Origin of the sequence: Vibrio sp. 10N.286.45.E10, assembly GCF_002874195.2 — a bacterium.
Classification (GTDB): domain Bacteria; phylum Pseudomonadota; class Gammaproteobacteria; order Enterobacterales; family Vibrionaceae; genus Vibrio; species Vibrio crassostreae.
In genome coordinates this window covers 261278-277509 of sequence record NZ_MCWD02000003.1, presented here as the reverse complement: position 1 = coordinate 277509, position 16232 = coordinate 261278, and the positions used below count along the sequence as shown (strand labels likewise).

Here is a 16232-nt window from a genome sequence, read left to right as displayed (position 1 = left end):
ATTCGAGATTACTCGGGTACGATCCACTCTACTTTGAAGTGACCGGTTGCCGGTGCAATTGCTTCCTTCAAGAATGGAAGAATCTCGTTCATTTGGCTTTCTAGCTTCCAAGGCGGGTTGATAACAATCATGCCTGAGGCTGTCATGCCGCGCTCGTTGGTGTCTGGTGATACGCCAAGTTCGATTTGTAAAATCTTATTGATGCCTAAGCCTTCAAGGCCTTCGATCATATCTTCGATGTCACAACGGTTTACTACCGGGTACCAAATTGCGTAGATACCGGTTGCCCAGCGCTTATGGCTTTGAGCAATCGCTGTCACCACATCGCGGTACTCTCTTGCTAGCTCATAAGGCGGGTCGATAAGTACCAAACCACGACGCTCTTTTGGTGGCAGGCTGCCTTTTAAGCGTTGAAAACCATCTTCTTTGTAGATAGATACCTGACGATCGCGATGGAACTCTTGCTCAAGCAGCGGGTGATCGGCTGGGTGAAGCTCGGTCAGTACCATGCGGTCTTGGTCGCGCAGATGGGCACGTGCAACACGTGGTGAACCTGGGTAGTAGCGCAGTTTGTCGCCGTTGTTTAGTGTTGAGATAGACTCAAGGTAGCTTTGAATGTCTTCAGGAAGGTTCTGTTGTTCCCAAACGCGTGCAATACCTTGCTTGTATTCACCGGTTTTTTCAGACCATTCATGCGTTAAGTCGTAACGACCTACACCAGAGTGAGTGTCATGATAAACAAAAGGCTTATCCTTCTGTTTCAAAGAATTAAGAATAAGGCTCTGTACGATATGCTTTACTACGTCGGCATGGTTACCTGCGTGGAAGCTGTGGCGATAACTTAACAAATTAAACTCTCGTAACACTCTCGATTTAGAGTGTGGTTAGTGTAGGTGGGGTTAATCAGACCATTATAACCCTCAATGGACCATAAATTCTCGAACAATTCAGGAGCAGTCGTTCGCAATATGTGGTTAGTTATTGGTTCTACTATTGAAATTTGCCTTATTGGGCACTATTTAATAACTATTCGCAGGTGATTTTGTTAGGGCGAACCTGAGCCTGATGACTGTAAGACGACCTCATTATAAAAAAGACGAAAGTCTCTAAAGCCAAAGGAATGTTTATATGTCTAATCCGCTATTAACCTTCACGGACTTACCTCCGTTTTCACAAATCAAACCTGAGCACGTTAAGCCAGCGGTTGAGCAAGTGATTGAAGCGTGTCGCAACAAGATAGAACAAGTACTTGAAGGTAATACTTCGCCAAGCTGGGACAACCTCGTTGCTCCGATTGAAGAAGTGGATGATCGTTTAGGCCGTATTTGGTCACCAGTAAGCCACATGAACTCTGTTGTGAACAGCGACGAACTGCGTGAAGCGTATGAGAGCTGCCTACCAGTACTGTCTGAGTACGGCACTTGGGTTGGCCAACACAAAGGCTTGTTTGAAGCGTACAAAGCGATCAAGGCGAGCGAAGCATTCTCTGCACTGAACCGAGCTCAACAAAAAACCATTACCGATGCACTTCGTGACTTCGAGCTGTCAGGCATTGGCCTGCCAGCTGACGAACAGCACCGTTACGGTGAGATCAGCAAGCGTCAGTCTGAGCTAGGCTCTCAATTCTCAAACAACGTGCTTGATGCAACCATGGGTTGGAGCAAACAGATCACAGACGTAGCTGAACTGGCGGGTATGCCTGAATCGGCACTGGCGGCAGCTCAAGCGGCGGCCGAATCTAAAGAGCAAGAAGGTTACCTAATGACTCTAGATATCCCATCATACCTACCTGTGATGACTTACTGTGATAACCAAGCGTTACGTAAAGAGTTGTACGAAGCTTACGTAACTCGTGCTTCAGATCGCGGTCCAAATGCAGGCAAATGGGACAACACTGAGATCATCACAGAGCAGCTTAAACTGCGTCACGAGATCGCTCGTATGCTAGGTTTCAGCACTTACAGCGAAAAATCACTGTCGACCAAAATGGCTGAAACGCCAGACCAAGTACTTGGTTTCCTAAACGACCTAGCAGTAAAAGCAAAACCGCAAGGTGAACGCGAAGTTGAAGAACTGCGTCAGTTTGCTGAAAAAGAGTTTGGAGTTTCTGAACTAAATCTTTGGGACATCGCTTACTACAGCGAAAAGCAGAAGCAGAACCTGTTCGAGATCTCTGATGAAGAACTTCGTCCTTACTTCCCAGAATCTAATGTGGTTTCAGGCCTGTTTGAGGTACTGAATCGTGTGTTTGGTATGTCGGTAACAGAGCGTGAAGGCGTCGACACATGGCATGAGTCAGTGCGCTTCTTTGATATCTTTGATGCGACAGGAGCACTGCGCGGTAGCTTCTACCTAGACCTATACGCACGTGAGCACAAACGTGGCGGTGCTTGGATGGATGACTGTCGTGGTCGTCGTATTACTGAATCTGGCGAGCTACAAACACCTGTCGCTTACCTAACGTGTAACTTCAACAAGCCAGTTGGTGATAAGCCTGCGCTATTTACTCATGATGAAGTAGTGACTCTGTTCCACGAGTTTGGCCACGGTATCCACCACATGCTAACGCAAGTAGAAGCGGGTGCAGTTGCGGGTATCAATGGTGTGCCTTGGGATGCGGTTGAGTTACCGAGTCAGTTCCTAGAAAACTGGTGTTGGGAAGAAGAAGCGCTGTCGTTTATCTCTGGTCACTTCGAAACCGGTGAAGCATTACCAAAAGAGATGCTAGAGAAGATGCTAGCAGCGAAGAACTTCCAATCTGCGATGTTTATTCTGCGTCAGTTAGAGCTTGGCCTGTTTGACTTTACACTGCACACAGAATACGACCCAGAAGTGGGTGCTCGCGTACTAGAAACGCTAGCGGATGTGAAATCTAAGGTGTCGGTACTGCCAAGCCTTGATTGGAACCGTTTCTCACACAGCTTTGGTCATATCTTCGCTGGTGGTTACAGCGCAGGTTACTACAGCTACCTATGGGCAGAAGTGCTTTCAGCTGATGCGTTTTCGGCATTTGAAGAAGAGGGTATCTTCAACACTGAAACGGGCAATCGCTTCCTGAATAACATCCTTGAAATGGGTGGCAGTGAAGAGCCTATGGAGCTGTTTAAACGCTTCCGTGGTCGTGAGCCACAAATTGATGCGATGCTGCGCCATGCGGGTATCAGCGCTTAATATTGTGCTGATAAGAATGTAAAAAGAGCCTCCTTGTGAGGCTCTTTTTGTATCTATTTATCAACGATTATGGGTTAACGTTGCGGTTGATAGGGTTCTGTAATGAAATCAGTGTCTCTGTCGACTGAACTTCATCGATTGCTTGCAGCTTATCTATCAATACAAACTGCAGCTCTTCAATCGACTTACACATCAGCTTTACAAAGATATTGTAAGCACCAGTGGTGTAGTACGCCTCAACCACTTCATCTAAGGCATTCAGCTTGGCGATCGCTGAGTGGTAATCTTTGGCAGCATTGAGGTTGATACCAATAAAGCAACACACGTCGTAACCTAGCTTTTTCGTGTTTACCACAACCTCGGTACGCTCAATAATGTCGGCCGATCTCATCTTTTCGATACGAACGTGAATCGTCGCAGGGCTGACATCGAACTGCTTTGCCATTTCAGCATAAGGAGTACGTGCATCTTCCATCAAGGTTTTGAGGATGGCACGGTCTAGATCATCGAGACGAGCTGTGGTTGTGGACATGCATAATCCTTAGATTGAATGAAAAACATACCGGCCTGAGTACACATCATAGCCAAGGGTGATAATATTAGCAGTAACTATAGGGTTAGGGTGAATTCAGTGCGATTTTCGTTATTTTTTATTGTGATGTGTTGGAGTGTGTTTGCTTCAGCTCAGGCAAAGGATGTATTGGTGATCCACTCTTACCACCAAGGCTTTTTCTGGACAGATGATTTCCATAAAGGATTATCAGATGAGCTCGATCGTGACGGGCTGTCTTACCGTGTGGTTTATCTCGATAGTAAACGCACTCAAAACCCAGAATACCTAGAGCGCGTGTATCAGCTTTATCATACCAAGCTACTGCATGAAGAATTTGCAGCGATTGTCGTTAGTGATAATAACGCGCTCAACTTAATGAAGCGCCTTGCGCCCGATCTCAAAGATACGCCAGTCATCTTTGGTGGTATCAACAACTTCTCCCCTGAAATGATCGAAGGTTTGAACGCGACGGGCATCACCGAAGATATCGACTTAGTTGGCAATATTGAGTTGGTTAAGCGTCTTCAAGCGACCGTAAAGAAAATCTATATTGTTACTGATCACTCGGTCACGGGTGAGGCGATTCGCTCTCAAATCGATTTATTTATCAAAAACCATCCCGATATTTCTGATCTCGTTGAGCACTATGTGCCGGATTCCTACCAAGAGTTAATGGCCTTTTCTCAACGTGTTGACCTAGGAAAAAGCTTGCTGTTTTGGGCGTATTACCGCGATGCACAAGGCAGAGTGAGTAGTGATGAAGATTGGCGACAACTGAATATTAAGACCCAAATTCCATTGTACATGGTGCACGATCTAGGGCTAGGTTTTGGTGCGATTGGTGGTGTGATTCAAAGCGGAGAAACGCAAGGCCGAGACACCGGGCGCGTATTGTTGAGTGTACTGAAAAACCCCAAGGCACCATTGCCATTGGTGGTTGCTGGCGCGCCAGAAATCAAACTTGACTACCAACAGATCTCAAGATGGGATTTGGGTGCCGAGAATGAAGCCTCGGTGACCTTCCTCAACAAGCCAAAGTCATTTTTAGTACGCTACCGCGATGAAATTCGCACCGTAGGTTTGCTGTTTTTGGTTATGTCGTGTGTCATCGCGACATTGGTGTATTACCTCAATCGCCTAAAGAAAAGTGAACGTGCCAGCCGACAAAGCCAGCTGCTGCTTGAGTCGATATTCGACCAAAGCCTGCAGTTTATGGGGATCATTGATAAGGGCGGTGTGTTGTTGTCGAGTAACAGCAAGCTACATGAGCTGCTTTATAACCAAGGCTATAAACTGGGAACACCTCTGCAGCAACATCAACATTGGGAAGATTCTGCACGAGAAGTGCTAAGTGAATATTTCATCACTAAAAGTGAACACCCAGCCTTACGATTTGAAGCTGAGGTGTGGTGTCGTGATCGTGGTGCGATGGTGTTGGATATTTCATTGAAGCCGATGCCAGGCAATGAGAAGGAAGACACTCAGTTCCTGTTTGAAGCGCGTGACGTGACCTCTCGTAAGCTGGCTGAGAATAAACTGTTCCAGCGCGAAGCGAACCTCAAGTTATATTACGACAAACAACCGGTGATGATGATTACCCTCGATGGCAATAACCGCATCCAACAAGTGAACCAGTTTGCGGAGCAGTTACTAGGTTACCCGCTAGAACAACTATTAGGGCACCGCCCTCGAGAGTTCTATGTCGACGAGAATGCGATGATTCCACGTCATATTTTGCTGCAACCACAACATAAGATTCGTGGGGTATGGCGTCGTGATATCGAATATCGCCATGCGGACGGCAGCAAGATCTGGATTCGAGAAAATATCCGCCCGCTAGTGGAGTCTGATCAGCTGTTGATTGTGGGCGAAGACATCACTGAAACGCACGAGCTCTCTGAAAAGTTAGAGTATCAAGCTCGTTATGATCTGCTGACTGATACCTTCAACCGTAACCATTTTGAGCAAGAGCTGCAAAAAGCGCTCAAAGAGGTTGAGAGTCACATGCGAACTCACGCAATGTTGTTCTTAGACTTGGATCAGTTGAAGGTCCTGAACGACACCGCAGGGCATGAAGCGGGTGATGCCGCAATCATGTTTAGCGCCAAATTGCTGGAAGATGTACTGCCTTATAATGCGGTGTTAGCGCGAATGGGCGGTGACGAGTTTGCAGTATTAATGAAAGACTGTACTGAGCGAGATGCGGTGAATGTGTGTCGCAGTATTATCTCGATGATGAGCGAGAATCCGTTCTTGTGGGATGATATTCGACTCAACCTGACCTGCTCTATTGGCATTCGATTGATTGACCATACTGCGGCTTCACCGCAGATGGTGCATGCTCAGGCGGATGCGGCTTGTCATGCGGCTAAAGAAGAAGGCCGTAACCGTTATAACCTTTACCATCAAGATGATGAAGACCTGCGTCGTCGTCACTTAGAGATGGAGTGCGTCAACTTAGTGCATGAGGCTTTGGCGAATGACCGCTTAGAGTTGTTTGCTCAGCGCATTCTTGGTCTAGATGAAAATAGTGAAAAAATGCATTTTGAGATCTTGGTACGTATCAAGAATATCAAAGGTGAGTACATCTCTCCGGGGATCTTCATGCCAGCCTCTGAGCGCTACAACATCGCGCATTTGATTGACCGCCAAGTGGTGGGTCAAACCTTGAGTTGGTTGGAACAACGACCAGATATCATTGATGAGTTGGGGATGTGTTCAATTAACCTTTCCGGTCACTCGATGGGTAACCGTGAGTTTGTCGAGTTCTTGATAGATAGCCTGAGTGACTCATCGATACCGTGTCATAAGATTTGTTTAGAGATCACCGAAACGGCTGCGATGAGTAACATGAAGCAGGCGATCAAATTCTTCACTCGAATCAAAGAGCTCGGCTGCATGATTGCACTGGATGACTTTGGCTCAGGGCTATCGTCGTTTGGTTATCTGAAAAAACTGCCGGTCGATATTGTGAAGATCGATGGCTTGTTTGTACGTGATATTGATGTCAATGAGATGGACCATGTGATGGTTCGCTCGATCAATGATTTAGCTAAGCAGATGGGTAAACATACCGTGGCTGAGTTCGTTGAAAATACTCAAATCATAGATAAGTTGATCGAGCTTGGTGTGAACTACGCTCAGGGCTACATCATAGGGCGACCTAAGCCACTGGCGGAGCTCGTTGAAGAGTTAAGGCAAGAGCGCGAGATAGAACAATTGGTTTAGGTAAGCCGACTTTAGCTGTGAATACTTTTCACCGCTAATATGTATTGTTGAGGCAATCAGGTAAACTGGTTGCCTCTTTTGTTTTGAATACTACTGTCTGTTGGAGACGACCTTGCAACTACAACTGATTTGCGAAGATGCTACCCAAATCGATCATTTGAATGACTTAGCGACCCGCTGGAACTTATCTCATGATGAAAGCAGTGATTTTGCTTTGGTACTGACTAGTGAGCGACTTGAGCTACGTAAAGTCGATGAGCCTAAGCTTGGCGCTATCTTTGTTGATTTAGTGGGAGGCGCTGTCGGTCACCGACGTAAGTTTGGTGGTGGTAAAGGTCAGGCGATTGCCAAAGCCGCTGGTTTAAACAAAGGCGCAACGCCAACTATCCTCGATGGCACTGCAGGCTTAGGGCGCGATGCGTTTGTGTTGGCTTCTCTAGGTTGTAAGGTACAAATGGTCGAGCGTCACCCCGTTGTGGCAGCACTGCTCGATGATGGCTTGCAGCGAGCGCAACAAGACCCAGACATCGGTGGTTGGGTCAGCGAACGTATGAAGTTGATTCACGCTTCGAGTCACGATGCGCTAGATAAGCTCAGTAACGATCCTGATTTCGAACAACCAGACGTGGTGTATCTAGACCCAATGTACCCACATCCAGAGAACAAAAAGAAATCGGCTTTGGTTAAAAAAGAGATGCGCGTATTCCAATCTTTGGTGGGTGCCGATCTGGATGCTGATGGTCTATTTGAGCCGGCGATGAAATTGGCATCGAAGCGCGTTGTGGTCAAAAGACCGGATTACGCAGCTTGGTTAGACGAGCAAAAACCGAGTATGGCGATAGAAACCAAAAAGAACCGCTTTGACGTCTATGTGAAAGCATCAATGACTTAATTGATGCATCAATAACTTAGATACACGCTAAGAAAATTTCCCGTCATAAATACGATAAATTGCCATTTAACACTTGCGATAGTCGCGTTACGGATGTATATCTAACTAAGAATCATTATTATTCTTAGCTGGAGTTGTAGCATGGCTAAACGCTTTTGTAAGTTAAACCGTCGAGATATCACTGAACACTTGGGCGAGATCCACAGCTTGGTGACTGAACCTAAGTTCGTGTGTCGTTCTTGTGCGCGTTCTTCGGCGGATCAAGCGAATCTATGCAAACCAACCGCAATTCCACCTATTGGTTGTCAAAACAAACCCGTTGAAGAGAAAGTCGCATGCGGCCTGTTAGCGGAAACATTACCTGCACCAGAGCTATCGCTTGCAGAAATCAACGAGACAATTGAGCCTAGCGTGCAAATGTTCGATCCAGCCGCAACTGATATTGTTCCTGAGCTTGCAAAAAAAGAGGCAGCACAGAAAAAAGCCAAGTTGAAAAAACTGATGGCGAAGGCGAGTAGTGATGAGAAAGCTGAACTCAAACAAGCGAAGAAAGCAGCTAAGAAACAAGAGAAGTACAACAAAAAGCTCGCGAAGATGATTAAGAAACAGCAAAAGCTGTTTAAGAAAAGCCAGAAACTGGAAAGTGACCTTGAACGCATCAATCTACAATTTGATGATGTCGCCTTCACTGAAACCAAGACTCAGGTAGTGAGCCATAATCACATTCACTGAAGTTGATTCGAATGGTTTATTGCTACAGCGATGATTTAAAAAGAGCGACCTTAGGTCGCTCTTTTGCTTTTTGGGGTTATCCGAGCTAGCTTATGTATCTCGTTCAAATCAGCTAAGCGTTGCTTGCGGATCTTGCTACGCGCTTCTTCACCCAAGTCTCATTGACGAACAAAGAGAACAAGATAACGGCGCCACCAATAGACAATCGAACCAAATCGACATCTCTGTTCCAAATCAGGATATTCACCACAAGACCAGCAGGAACCAATGCATTGTTCATTACCGCCAGTGCACCGGCATTCACCATGCATGCACCTTTATTCCACATAAAGTAACCCAGCCCCGAAGCAATCAAGCCAAGGTAGATCAGGATTCCCCATTGAAGTGTGGTGGTGGGTAGTTTCTCTGGATTGCCCAGTAGCATGAAAGCAACCGAAGCGACACATAGCGCCCCTAAGTAGAAGTAACCAAATATGGTTCGCTGAGGTAACTCGGTCGATTCCTTCTCCATCACAACTTTGTAGCCCACCTGACCGATAGCAAAGCACAGGTTCGCGCCTTGCACGACGAGGAAGCCAACTAAAAAGTTTTCGTTGATGCCTGCGAATTTAATGAATACCGCGCCTAATACCGCAATTGCCGCAGTCACTAGGTACCACGGAGAGAATTGCCCTTTGAGAAAGTCATAAATCAGCGTGACGTAAATTGGCGTGAAAACGGTAAACAAAAGGACTTCAGGAACAGATAGCAGTAAGAAAGACTGATAGTAGAAGCAGTACATCAGGCCAAGCTGGATACCACCAATAGTCATCAATTTAGCGATCAGCTTACGTGATACGCCGCGAAACTTTAGGAAAGGAAGAAATACGACGCCAGCAAGGGCAACACGCATTAAAACAGAGAACCAAGAATCAACCTGACCCGCAAGGTAAACGCCGATCAGGCTAAAGGAGAAGGCCCATAGGAGGGTAACACCAGCTAAATAGCTCATAGTAAAACTTCGTTAATAAGATATGAGCTGTATGTTACCTAACCTTAAATCATTAGTCTTCTGAATCTCTTAGAGGCACGACCAGCATATCAACCGGAGAGGCGTTGATCAGTTGTCGTGTTGAAGAAAGCAGTTTGCTCCAAAAGTCTTGATGGTGACCGCAAACCACGAGATCAACATTGAACTCGTTGATGGTGTCACACAGCTCATGACTCAAATCGCCACTGCCCACCAGGGTATGGGTGATCGGGTATTGAGCGTGCTCCGCAAAATTTTGCAGCTGAATACGAGATGCTTCCATCGCGTTATGTTGCGTTTCGGCCATGTTGATATCAATCAGGCCAGTGTAGAGTTCCGCGTAGTTAATATCGATATGGATAAAAGAGACTTTGGCTTCCAATGGCTTTGCCAATGCTACCGCTTTATCCACAATTAATTTGCTGTCTTCTGATAAATCGACCGCGACCAAAATATGTTTGTAACTCATATCTCTACCTCCTTTATTCATTGTCTGTTTAAAGATTAGCACTATGCGGTGGCTTTTTTTGCTGAAGTGATCTCATATCCACTGTCTTGCGTAATGACAGCTCGAAATATTGGTTAACTAATGGCCTGCGAGATATTCATTAAAAAGTGATATAGTAGAGAAAATTGAGGATGTAATTAGGAGTCTTAAATGCTGTCAAAAACTATGGTTGAGCAACTGAATGATCAAATTAACCTAGAATTTTTCTCATCCAATCTATACTTACAAATGAGTGCTTGGTGTGAAGACAAAGGATTTGAAGGTGCAGCAGAGTTTCTGCGTGTTCATGCAGTAGAAGAAATGGAACATATGCAGCGCCTTTTCACTTACGTAAGCGAAACAGGTGCAATGCCAATTTTGGGTGCAATTGAAGCACCAAAACACGAATTCGAAAGCCTTGGCGCAGTGTTCCGTGAAACTTATGAACATGAGCAGATGATTACTGAAAAGATCAACAAACTGGCTCACGTTGCTTTCAGCACACAAGACTACTCAACCTTTAACTTCCTGCAATGGTACGTTGCAGAGCAACACGAAGAAGAGAAGTTGTTTAAAGGTGTATTGGATAAGCTAGAACTTGTTGGTGAAGACGGTAAGGCACTGTTCTTTATTGATAAAGACCTAGCGCAATTGGCAAAAGATGGTTCATCTTCAATTATGGAAGCTCCTGCCGTTTAGGTAGTACGAGAAAGACACTGATTATCTTTTTCTTTTGAGTTTTCTTATGAAGATGTAGGGAGGAAAGGATGATCAGCGGCGACACTATTCTATTTGCACTAATGGTTGTGACTTGCGTGAACTGGGCGCGTTATTTTACTGCGCTAAGAACGCTCATTTATATTATGCGAGAAGCGCATCCTCTACTTTATCAACAAGTAGACGGAGGCGGTTTTTTCACAACTCATGGCAATATGACCAAACAGGTTCGTCTGTTTAGTTACATCAAAAGCAAAGAGTATCACCATCACCATGATGAAGTGTTCACTTCCAAGTGTGATCGTGTGAGACAGTTATTCATACTCTCTTCCGCCCTTCTGGGTGTAACGTTGCTGGCTTCTTTCATCGTCTAAGTTATTTAGTGCGTGTGAAGTAGAACTTAGTTTTTGGTGTAAAGCTTTGGTTGTTGGTTTGCTAAGCCAAGTCGTGGTTTTGATGTTGTCTGCAAATTGTACAATTGAACATCAATTGCAAAGTTTAAAATTGCCGCTAAAATAGCGAGCAATTAGTAAGGATGTGCTGTTTATGCACATCCTTTTTTATTGATGGCATTTCGAGAACAGGGCGTACTCGGGCTGCAAAAGTGAAGAAAAGCAGAACCACATGAGTGAAAAATTTGATGTAATCGTAATTGGTGCGGGCGCCGCGGGCTTAATGTGTGCTGCGGAAGCTGGTAAACGCGGCCGACGAGTGCTGGTGGTTGATCATGCAAAGAAACCAGGCAGAAAAATTTTAATCTCAGGTGGCGGTCGTTGTAACTTCACTAACTATGATGTTTCAGCCAACAACTTCCTGTGTAATAACCCTCACTTCGTGAAGTCAGCTTTATCTCAATACACCAACTGGGATTTTATCTCAATGGTGAGCAAGTACGGTATTGAGTTCGAAGAGCGAGACCACGGCCAATTGTTCTGTGTGAATGACCATACCGCAAAAGACATCGTGAGTATGCTGCTTGACGAGTGTAAGCAGGCGAAAGTTGAGCAGCGTTATCGTTGTGATGTTCATTCTATCGAAAAGACCGATTCTGGCTTCAAGATGCATCTCAATACCGACCAAGTTGAGTGTGACTCACTGGTGGTAGCGACTGGTGGTTTGTCGATGCCTAAGCTGGGCGCAACGCCATTTGGTTACAAGATTGCAGAGCAATTTGGTTTGTCTGTGATGCCAACTACCGCAGGCTTGGTGCCATTCACTCTACATAAAGAAGATAAAGAAGCTTTCGCTGAGCTTTCTGGCATCGCAATTCCTGCCGAGATCACCGCGCAAGACGGAACCTTGTTCAAAGAAGCATTGTTGTTTACTCACCGCGGCCTATCGGGTCCTTCAGTACTGCAAATTTCTTCGTTCTGGAAAGCGGGTCAGTCGGTTTCGATTAATCTAGTTCCAGAAGTAGACGTTGCCGAGCTACTTGAAAATTCTCGCGAGAAACACCCAAATCAAAGCCTGAAAAATACCTTAGCGAAAGCATTACCAAAGCGTTTTGTTGAGGTGTTGATTGACCGTAAAGAGCTGGAAGACAAGCCGCTTAAACAGTTCAACGAAAAGCAGCTTAGTGGCATTGTTGAGCACCTAGAGAACTGGAAAATTGCGCCAAATGGCACTGAAGGCTACCGAACGGCCGAAGTAACTCTAGGTGGCGTGGACACCAATCACCTATCTTCAAAAACCATGGAATGTAAGAGCGTCTCTGGCCTCTACTTCATCGGTGAAGTGATGGACGTAACAGGCTGGCTTGGAGGTTATAACTTCCAGTGGTGCTGGAGTTCTGGCTTTGCAGCAGGTCAGTGGGTTTAAGCTTACCCATAGATTTAAAATTACATAAAAATGGCGAGTCATACGACTCGCCATTTTTGTATCTAGTTTAGCGTTAAAAGTAACTCAATTGATGACTTTCTCGATCAATCGAGTCTTTTCGCTCTTATTTACGCAGTTTTGTTTTTTGAAAATTTGATCTGTTGAACCACTAAACCAGCAATGATCAGTACCAAGCCAAACAGTGTCGCTGGGTGAATTTCTTCGCCGATAATCGTGGAAAGTAGCATCAACGAGATAAATGGTGATGCGAAAATCAGGTTGCTGATACGAGCTGTGTTGTTGGTTAGCTTGAGTGCTGATAACCACAATACAAAGGTAATTCCCATCTCGAATAGGCCAACGTAAGTCACCGCCATCCAGCCCTTCGCCGTGATTTGGCTAAAGCTTTCGCCCTCAAAAATGGTTAAACCGATCGCGAATGGCAATGCCACTAAGAAACCAAGCAGTACACCCACCACAGGATCTGCCTTGTTTTTGGTGTTGAGAATCCAGTATCCCGCCCAAAGCAAAGTTGAAAGCAGCGCTAGCGCCACACCGAGTGGGCTATCGAACTGCATTCCTAACACGTCGCCTTTGGTCGCAATAACTACCACACCCGCATAGCTGAAGGTACACGCAATCCAATCTTGTTTACGAATCTTTTGCCCTAGAAAAACCGCTGCCATTAAGGTTAGCGTGATCGCCCAGCTGTAGTTGATGGCTTGAGCTTGTGAAGCGGGAAGCAGGTCGTATGCTTTGAATAGAATCAGGTAATAGGCCAATGGGTTGACCAAGCCGAGCAGTAAGTAATACCAAGGGTTTGAAAGGAACGTAGTACTCAGCTGAGAAAGCTTGCCCTGAAAGGCGCAGACTGCGATCAGCGCAATCGACGACACAATGCTAGCGATAGTCAGCATTTGAATAGGTGAAAACTCAGCAAGGGTCAGCTTAAAAGCAGTAGCGACCGTTGACCACAGCAGTACTGCGGAAAGGCCAAAGCCTAAGGCACGACGTTCGTTCATGGCAACTCATTTTAATTTGATGGGACAGAATACGGAGCGCCTAGTCTATCTGTCGAATTTTAATACGGCAAACTGGACATTTATCCAGTATCAAAATACCATTTAATGAGTTATTTCCAATTAGGCTAAATCATTATCATGCAATGGATTATCGAACATCAGGCAACGCTTATTGCTGCAATTTCTGGCGCGCTCGTCAGCGGTGGCGTCGTGGGTTGGTGGATTAAACAGAAGCTCTCTTTTCAGCAGCGATTGCTCGAGCAGCAGCTAGAGTCCGATCGTTTGTTGCATGAATCTCAGCAAGCTCAGCTCAAATCATCACTCGCAGAGGCGCAACAAGAACTCAATGAGTTAGATGATGACCGAGACAAAGCGGCATTCGAGCTCAAGCAAGCACACGGTAAGGTGATGGCTGCGATGGAAAAGCTGCGCTACTTTGAGGCAGTAAAGCAAGAGCGCCAGCAGTACGCTGATGAGATCAATGTGCTGAAAGACCATAAATCTGAATTGGAAGCCGAACTGCGCGAACAAGAAGCAAGGCATGATCAAGAAAACCTCGCCAATAGCGAAAAGCTGCAGTTGCTAGAACAAGCTGAATCTCGACTTAAGCAGCAGTTTGAATTGTTAGCGAACCAACTTTTTGAGAGTAAAACCGCCAAGGTCGATCAGCAGAACAAGCAGAGCCTAGAAGGTTTGTTGTCTCCACTAAGAGAGCAGTTGGAAGGCTTTAAGAAGCAGGTTAACGATAGCTTTAGCCAAGAAGCCAAAGAGCGCCATACCTTAGTGCATGAGCTGAAAAACCTGCAGCGCCTTAATGAAAGCATGACGCGTGAAGCGGTTAACCTGACTCAAGCACTAAAGGGCGATAACAAACAACAAGGTAACTGGGGTGAAGTGGTACTGGCTCGCGTGCTTGCTGAATCAGGGCTGCGCGAAGGTCACGAATACCAAACGCAAGTGAACCTACAGAACGATGCAGGTAAGCGCTATCAGCCGGATGTGATTGTGCATTTGCCACAAGATAAGCAAGTAGTGGTGGATTCTAAAATGGCATTGGTCGCGTTTGAGCGTTACTTCAATGCCGAAACCGATCAACAGCGTGATGCCGCATTGCGTGATCATTTGGCTTCATTGCGAGCGCATATTAAAGGCTTGAGCCAGAAAGATTATCATCAGCTCAAAGGCATACAGAGCCTGGATTACGTGTTGATGTTTATCCCGGTTGAGCCAGCATTCCAAGTGGCGATTCAGGCTGATCCTAGCTTGGTGAAAGATGCGATGGAGCAAAACATCATCTTGGTCAGCCCAACCACCCTGCTGGTGGCACTGCGTACCATTGATAATCTTTGGCGCAACGACAGACAGAACCAAAATGCACAAGTTATCGCGGAACGTGCGAGCAAGCTTTACGACAAGCTGCGCCTGTTTGTTGATGATATGGAAGGCCTTGGCAGCTCACTTGATAGAGCCAACCAAAGTTATCAAGGGGCGATGAATAAGCTAGTGACAGGGCGAGGCAACGTGATTCGTCAGGCCGAAAGCTTCAAGCAATTGGGTGTTGAAGTGAAGAAACCGATCTCGATTGGTTTGGCTGAAATGGCGCAAAATGAGGCTTTTTCAGAAAATGCCTCCTTAGTAGAAAGACAACCTGCTGAGGATAAAGTAAACTAATCGGCCGCAGCGCCTCTAAATACAAAGAGCGCTGTCGATGAGAACTTACCATGGTAGATAACAGCATTATGGACACAAGCGTGCAGACAAATTCAGCAGTAGAGTCAGAAACCACACACTTTGGTTTCGAAACAGTCGCAAAAGACGAAAAAGTCGCGAAAGTAGCAGAGGTATTTCACTCTGTAGCCGCTAAATACGACATCATGAATGACTTAATGTCGGGTGGTGTTCACCGCTTGTGGAAGCGATTCACGATTGATTGTAGTGGCGTGCGCCCGGGTCAACGTATCCTAGACCTTGGTGGTGGTACCGGTGACCTGACTGCGAAGTTCTCGCGTATCGTTGGTGAAAAAGGCCACGTGGTTCTTGCTGATATCAACAACTCAATGCTGAATGTTGGCCGTGATAAGCTGCGTGATAGCGGCATTGTTGGCAACGTACACTATGTACAAGCGAACGCTGAAGAGTTGCCTTTCCCGGATAACTACTTCGATTGCATTACCATCAGCTTCTGTCTGCGTAATGTAACCGATAAAGACCAAGCGCTGCGTTCAATGTACCGCGTGCTTAAGCCGGGTGGTCGTCTGTTGGTTCTTGAGTTTTCTAAGCCAGTGCTTGAGCCACTATCAAAGGTTTACGACGCATACTCTTTCCACCTATTGCCAAAAATGGGTGAGCTGATTGCTAACGATGCAGATAGCTACCGTTACCTTGCAGAATCTATCCGCATGCACCCTAACCAAGAGACTTTGGAAGGCATGATGCAGGAAGCGGGTTTCGAGAATACTAAATATTTCAACCTAACGGGCGGCATTGTTGCGCTGCACCGCGGTTACAAGTTCTAGTCGAACTTGGTAGCAGGCTCGTTGAGCGTGCTAAACAATAAGAATAAAGACAGAACGGATAGGTTAAGGCTTATCCGTTTTCAAAGG

The 16232-nt window shown here is 45.9% G+C and carries 14 protein-coding genes; 9 read left to right on the top strand and 5 right to left on the bottom strand.

Annotated elements, in window-relative coordinates:
* Nucleotides 1-8: 8 nt before the first annotated feature.
* Nucleotides 9-848: a 23S rRNA (adenine(2030)-N(6))-methyltransferase RlmJ gene (locus BCU34_RS22520; RefSeq protein ID WP_102479127.1), complete on the bottom strand. Its 840-nt coding sequence runs from the start codon at nucleotides 846-848 to the stop codon at nucleotides 9-11.
* Nucleotides 849-1128: 280 nt separating this feature from the next.
* Between BCU34_RS22520 and prlC the strand changes: the two genes are divergently transcribed.
* Nucleotides 1129-3171: an oligopeptidase A gene (gene prlC / locus BCU34_RS22515; protein ID WP_102479128.1), complete on the top strand. Its 2043-nt coding sequence runs from the start codon at nucleotides 1129-1131 to the stop codon at nucleotides 3169-3171.
* Between the two features lie 67 nt (nucleotides 3172-3238).
* Here the strand turns inward: prlC and asnC are convergent, their stop codons facing one another.
* Complete coding sequence (asnC, locus tag BCU34_RS22510; protein ID WP_008218581.1) at nucleotides 3239-3703, bottom strand: transcriptional regulator AsnC; 465 nt, start codon at nucleotides 3701-3703, stop codon at nucleotides 3239-3241.
* Between the two features lie 126 nt (nucleotides 3704-3829).
* Here asnC and BCU34_RS22505 point away from each other — a divergent pair, with 126 nt between their 5' ends.
* The 3 genes from BCU34_RS22505 to BCU34_RS22495 all read left to right on the top strand — a co-directional run bounded on the left by BCU34_RS22505 (nucleotide 3830) and on the right by BCU34_RS22495 (nucleotide 8576).
* Nucleotides 3830-6952 (top strand): EAL domain-containing protein, encoded by a 3123-nt coding sequence (locus tag BCU34_RS22505; RefSeq protein ID WP_102479129.1) that lies wholly within the window; start codon nucleotides 3830-3832, stop codon nucleotides 6950-6952.
* A 112-nt stretch (nucleotides 6953-7064) separates the two neighbouring features.
* Nucleotides 7065-7844: a class I SAM-dependent methyltransferase gene (locus BCU34_RS22500; RefSeq protein ID WP_017060146.1), complete on the top strand. Its 780-nt coding sequence runs from the start codon at nucleotides 7065-7067 to the stop codon at nucleotides 7842-7844.
* 141 nt (nucleotides 7845-7985) lie between these two features.
* Nucleotides 7986-8576, top strand: a complete 591-nt coding sequence (locus BCU34_RS22495) for a hypothetical protein (protein WP_102479130.1) — start codon at nucleotides 7986-7988, stop codon at nucleotides 8574-8576.
* Nucleotides 8577-8688: 112 nt separating this feature from the next.
* On the opposite strand, the gene BCU34_RS22490 is transcribed toward BCU34_RS22495, so the two are convergent.
* Together BCU34_RS22490 and uspA are read right to left on the bottom strand one after the other, a co-directional pair.
* Nucleotides 8689-9567, bottom strand: coding sequence for a carboxylate/amino acid/amine transporter (locus BCU34_RS22490; protein ID WP_102479131.1), 879 nt, complete (start codon nucleotides 9565-9567; stop codon nucleotides 8689-8691).
* Nucleotides 9568-9619: 52 nt separating this feature from the next.
* Nucleotides 9620-10054, bottom strand: coding sequence for a universal stress protein UspA (uspA, locus tag BCU34_RS22485; RefSeq protein WP_017060149.1), 435 nt, complete (start codon nucleotides 10052-10054; stop codon nucleotides 9620-9622).
* A 189-nt stretch (nucleotides 10055-10243) separates the two neighbouring features.
* On the opposite strand from uspA, the gene ftnA reads away from it, so the two are divergent.
* The 3 genes from ftnA to BCU34_RS22470 all read left to right on the top strand — a co-directional run bounded on the left by ftnA (nucleotide 10244) and on the right by BCU34_RS22470 (nucleotide 12607).
* Nucleotides 10244-10771: a non-heme ferritin gene (gene ftnA / locus BCU34_RS22480; RefSeq protein ID WP_017066029.1), complete on the top strand. Its 528-nt coding sequence runs from the start codon at nucleotides 10244-10246 to the stop codon at nucleotides 10769-10771.
* 68 nt (nucleotides 10772-10839) lie between these two features.
* Nucleotides 10840-11163 (top strand): universal stress protein UspB, encoded by a 324-nt coding sequence (uspB, locus tag BCU34_RS22475; protein WP_048661272.1) that lies wholly within the window; start codon nucleotides 10840-10842, stop codon nucleotides 11161-11163.
* Nucleotides 11164-11413: 250 nt separating this feature from the next.
* Nucleotides 11414-12607 (top strand): NAD(P)/FAD-dependent oxidoreductase, encoded by a 1194-nt coding sequence (locus BCU34_RS22470; protein WP_102432217.1) that lies wholly within the window; start codon nucleotides 11414-11416, stop codon nucleotides 12605-12607.
* A 128-nt stretch (nucleotides 12608-12735) separates the two neighbouring features.
* Here the strand turns inward: BCU34_RS22470 and BCU34_RS22465 are convergent, their stop codons facing one another.
* Entirely contained in the window at nucleotides 12736-13629 is an 894-nt protein-coding gene (locus BCU34_RS22465) for a DMT family transporter (RefSeq protein ID WP_102432216.1), read from the bottom strand.
* A 138-nt stretch (nucleotides 13630-13767) separates the two neighbouring features.
* Between BCU34_RS22465 and rmuC the strand changes: the two genes are divergently transcribed.
* Together rmuC and ubiE are read left to right on the top strand one after the other, a co-directional pair.
* Nucleotides 13768-15300: a DNA recombination protein RmuC gene (gene rmuC / locus BCU34_RS22460; protein WP_102432215.1), complete on the top strand. Its 1533-nt coding sequence runs from the start codon at nucleotides 13768-13770 to the stop codon at nucleotides 15298-15300.
* 65 nt (nucleotides 15301-15365) lie between these two features.
* Complete coding sequence (ubiE, locus tag BCU34_RS22455; RefSeq protein ID WP_026012235.1) at nucleotides 15366-16145, top strand: bifunctional demethylmenaquinone methyltransferase/2-methoxy-6-polyprenyl-1,4-benzoquinol methylase UbiE; 780 nt, start codon at nucleotides 15366-15368, stop codon at nucleotides 16143-16145.
* The last annotated feature ends 87 nt before the right edge of the window (nucleotides 16146-16232 follow it).

Excerpts from the sequence above, each read along its gene's own strand:
- BCU34_RS22495 (WP_102479130.1), top strand. The coding sequence starts at position 7,986 with ATGGCTAAACGCTTTTGTAAGTTAAACCGTCGAGATATCACTGAACAC.
- BCU34_RS22465 (WP_102432216.1), bottom strand. The coding sequence starts at position 13,629 with ATGAACGAACGTCGTGCCTTAGGCTTTGGCCTTTCCGCAGTACTGCTG.
- asnC (WP_008218581.1), bottom strand. The coding sequence starts at position 3,703 with ATGTCCACAACCACAGCTCGTCTCGATGATCTAGACCGTGCCATCCTC.
- rmuC (WP_102432215.1), top strand. The coding sequence starts at position 13,768 with ATGCAATGGATTATCGAACATCAGGCAACGCTTATTGCTGCAATTTCT.
- uspB (WP_048661272.1), top strand. The coding sequence starts at position 10,840 with ATGATCAGCGGCGACACTATTCTATTTGCACTAATGGTTGTGACTTGC.
- prlC (WP_102479128.1), top strand. The coding sequence starts at position 1,129 with ATGTCTAATCCGCTATTAACCTTCACGGACTTACCTCCGTTTTCACAA.
- ftnA (WP_017066029.1), top strand. The coding sequence starts at position 10,244 with ATGCTGTCAAAAACTATGGTTGAGCAACTGAATGATCAAATTAACCTA.
- BCU34_RS22490 (WP_102479131.1), bottom strand. The coding sequence starts at position 9,567 with ATGAGCTATTTAGCTGGTGTTACCCTCCTATGGGCCTTCTCCTTTAGC.
- uspA (WP_017060149.1), bottom strand. The coding sequence starts at position 10,054 with ATGAGTTACAAACATATTTTGGTCGCGGTCGATTTATCAGAAGACAGC.
- BCU34_RS22505 (WP_102479129.1), top strand. The coding sequence starts at position 3,830 with ATGTGTTGGAGTGTGTTTGCTTCAGCTCAGGCAAAGGATGTATTGGTG.
- BCU34_RS22470 (WP_102432217.1), top strand. The coding sequence starts at position 11,414 with ATGAGTGAAAAATTTGATGTAATCGTAATTGGTGCGGGCGCCGCGGGC.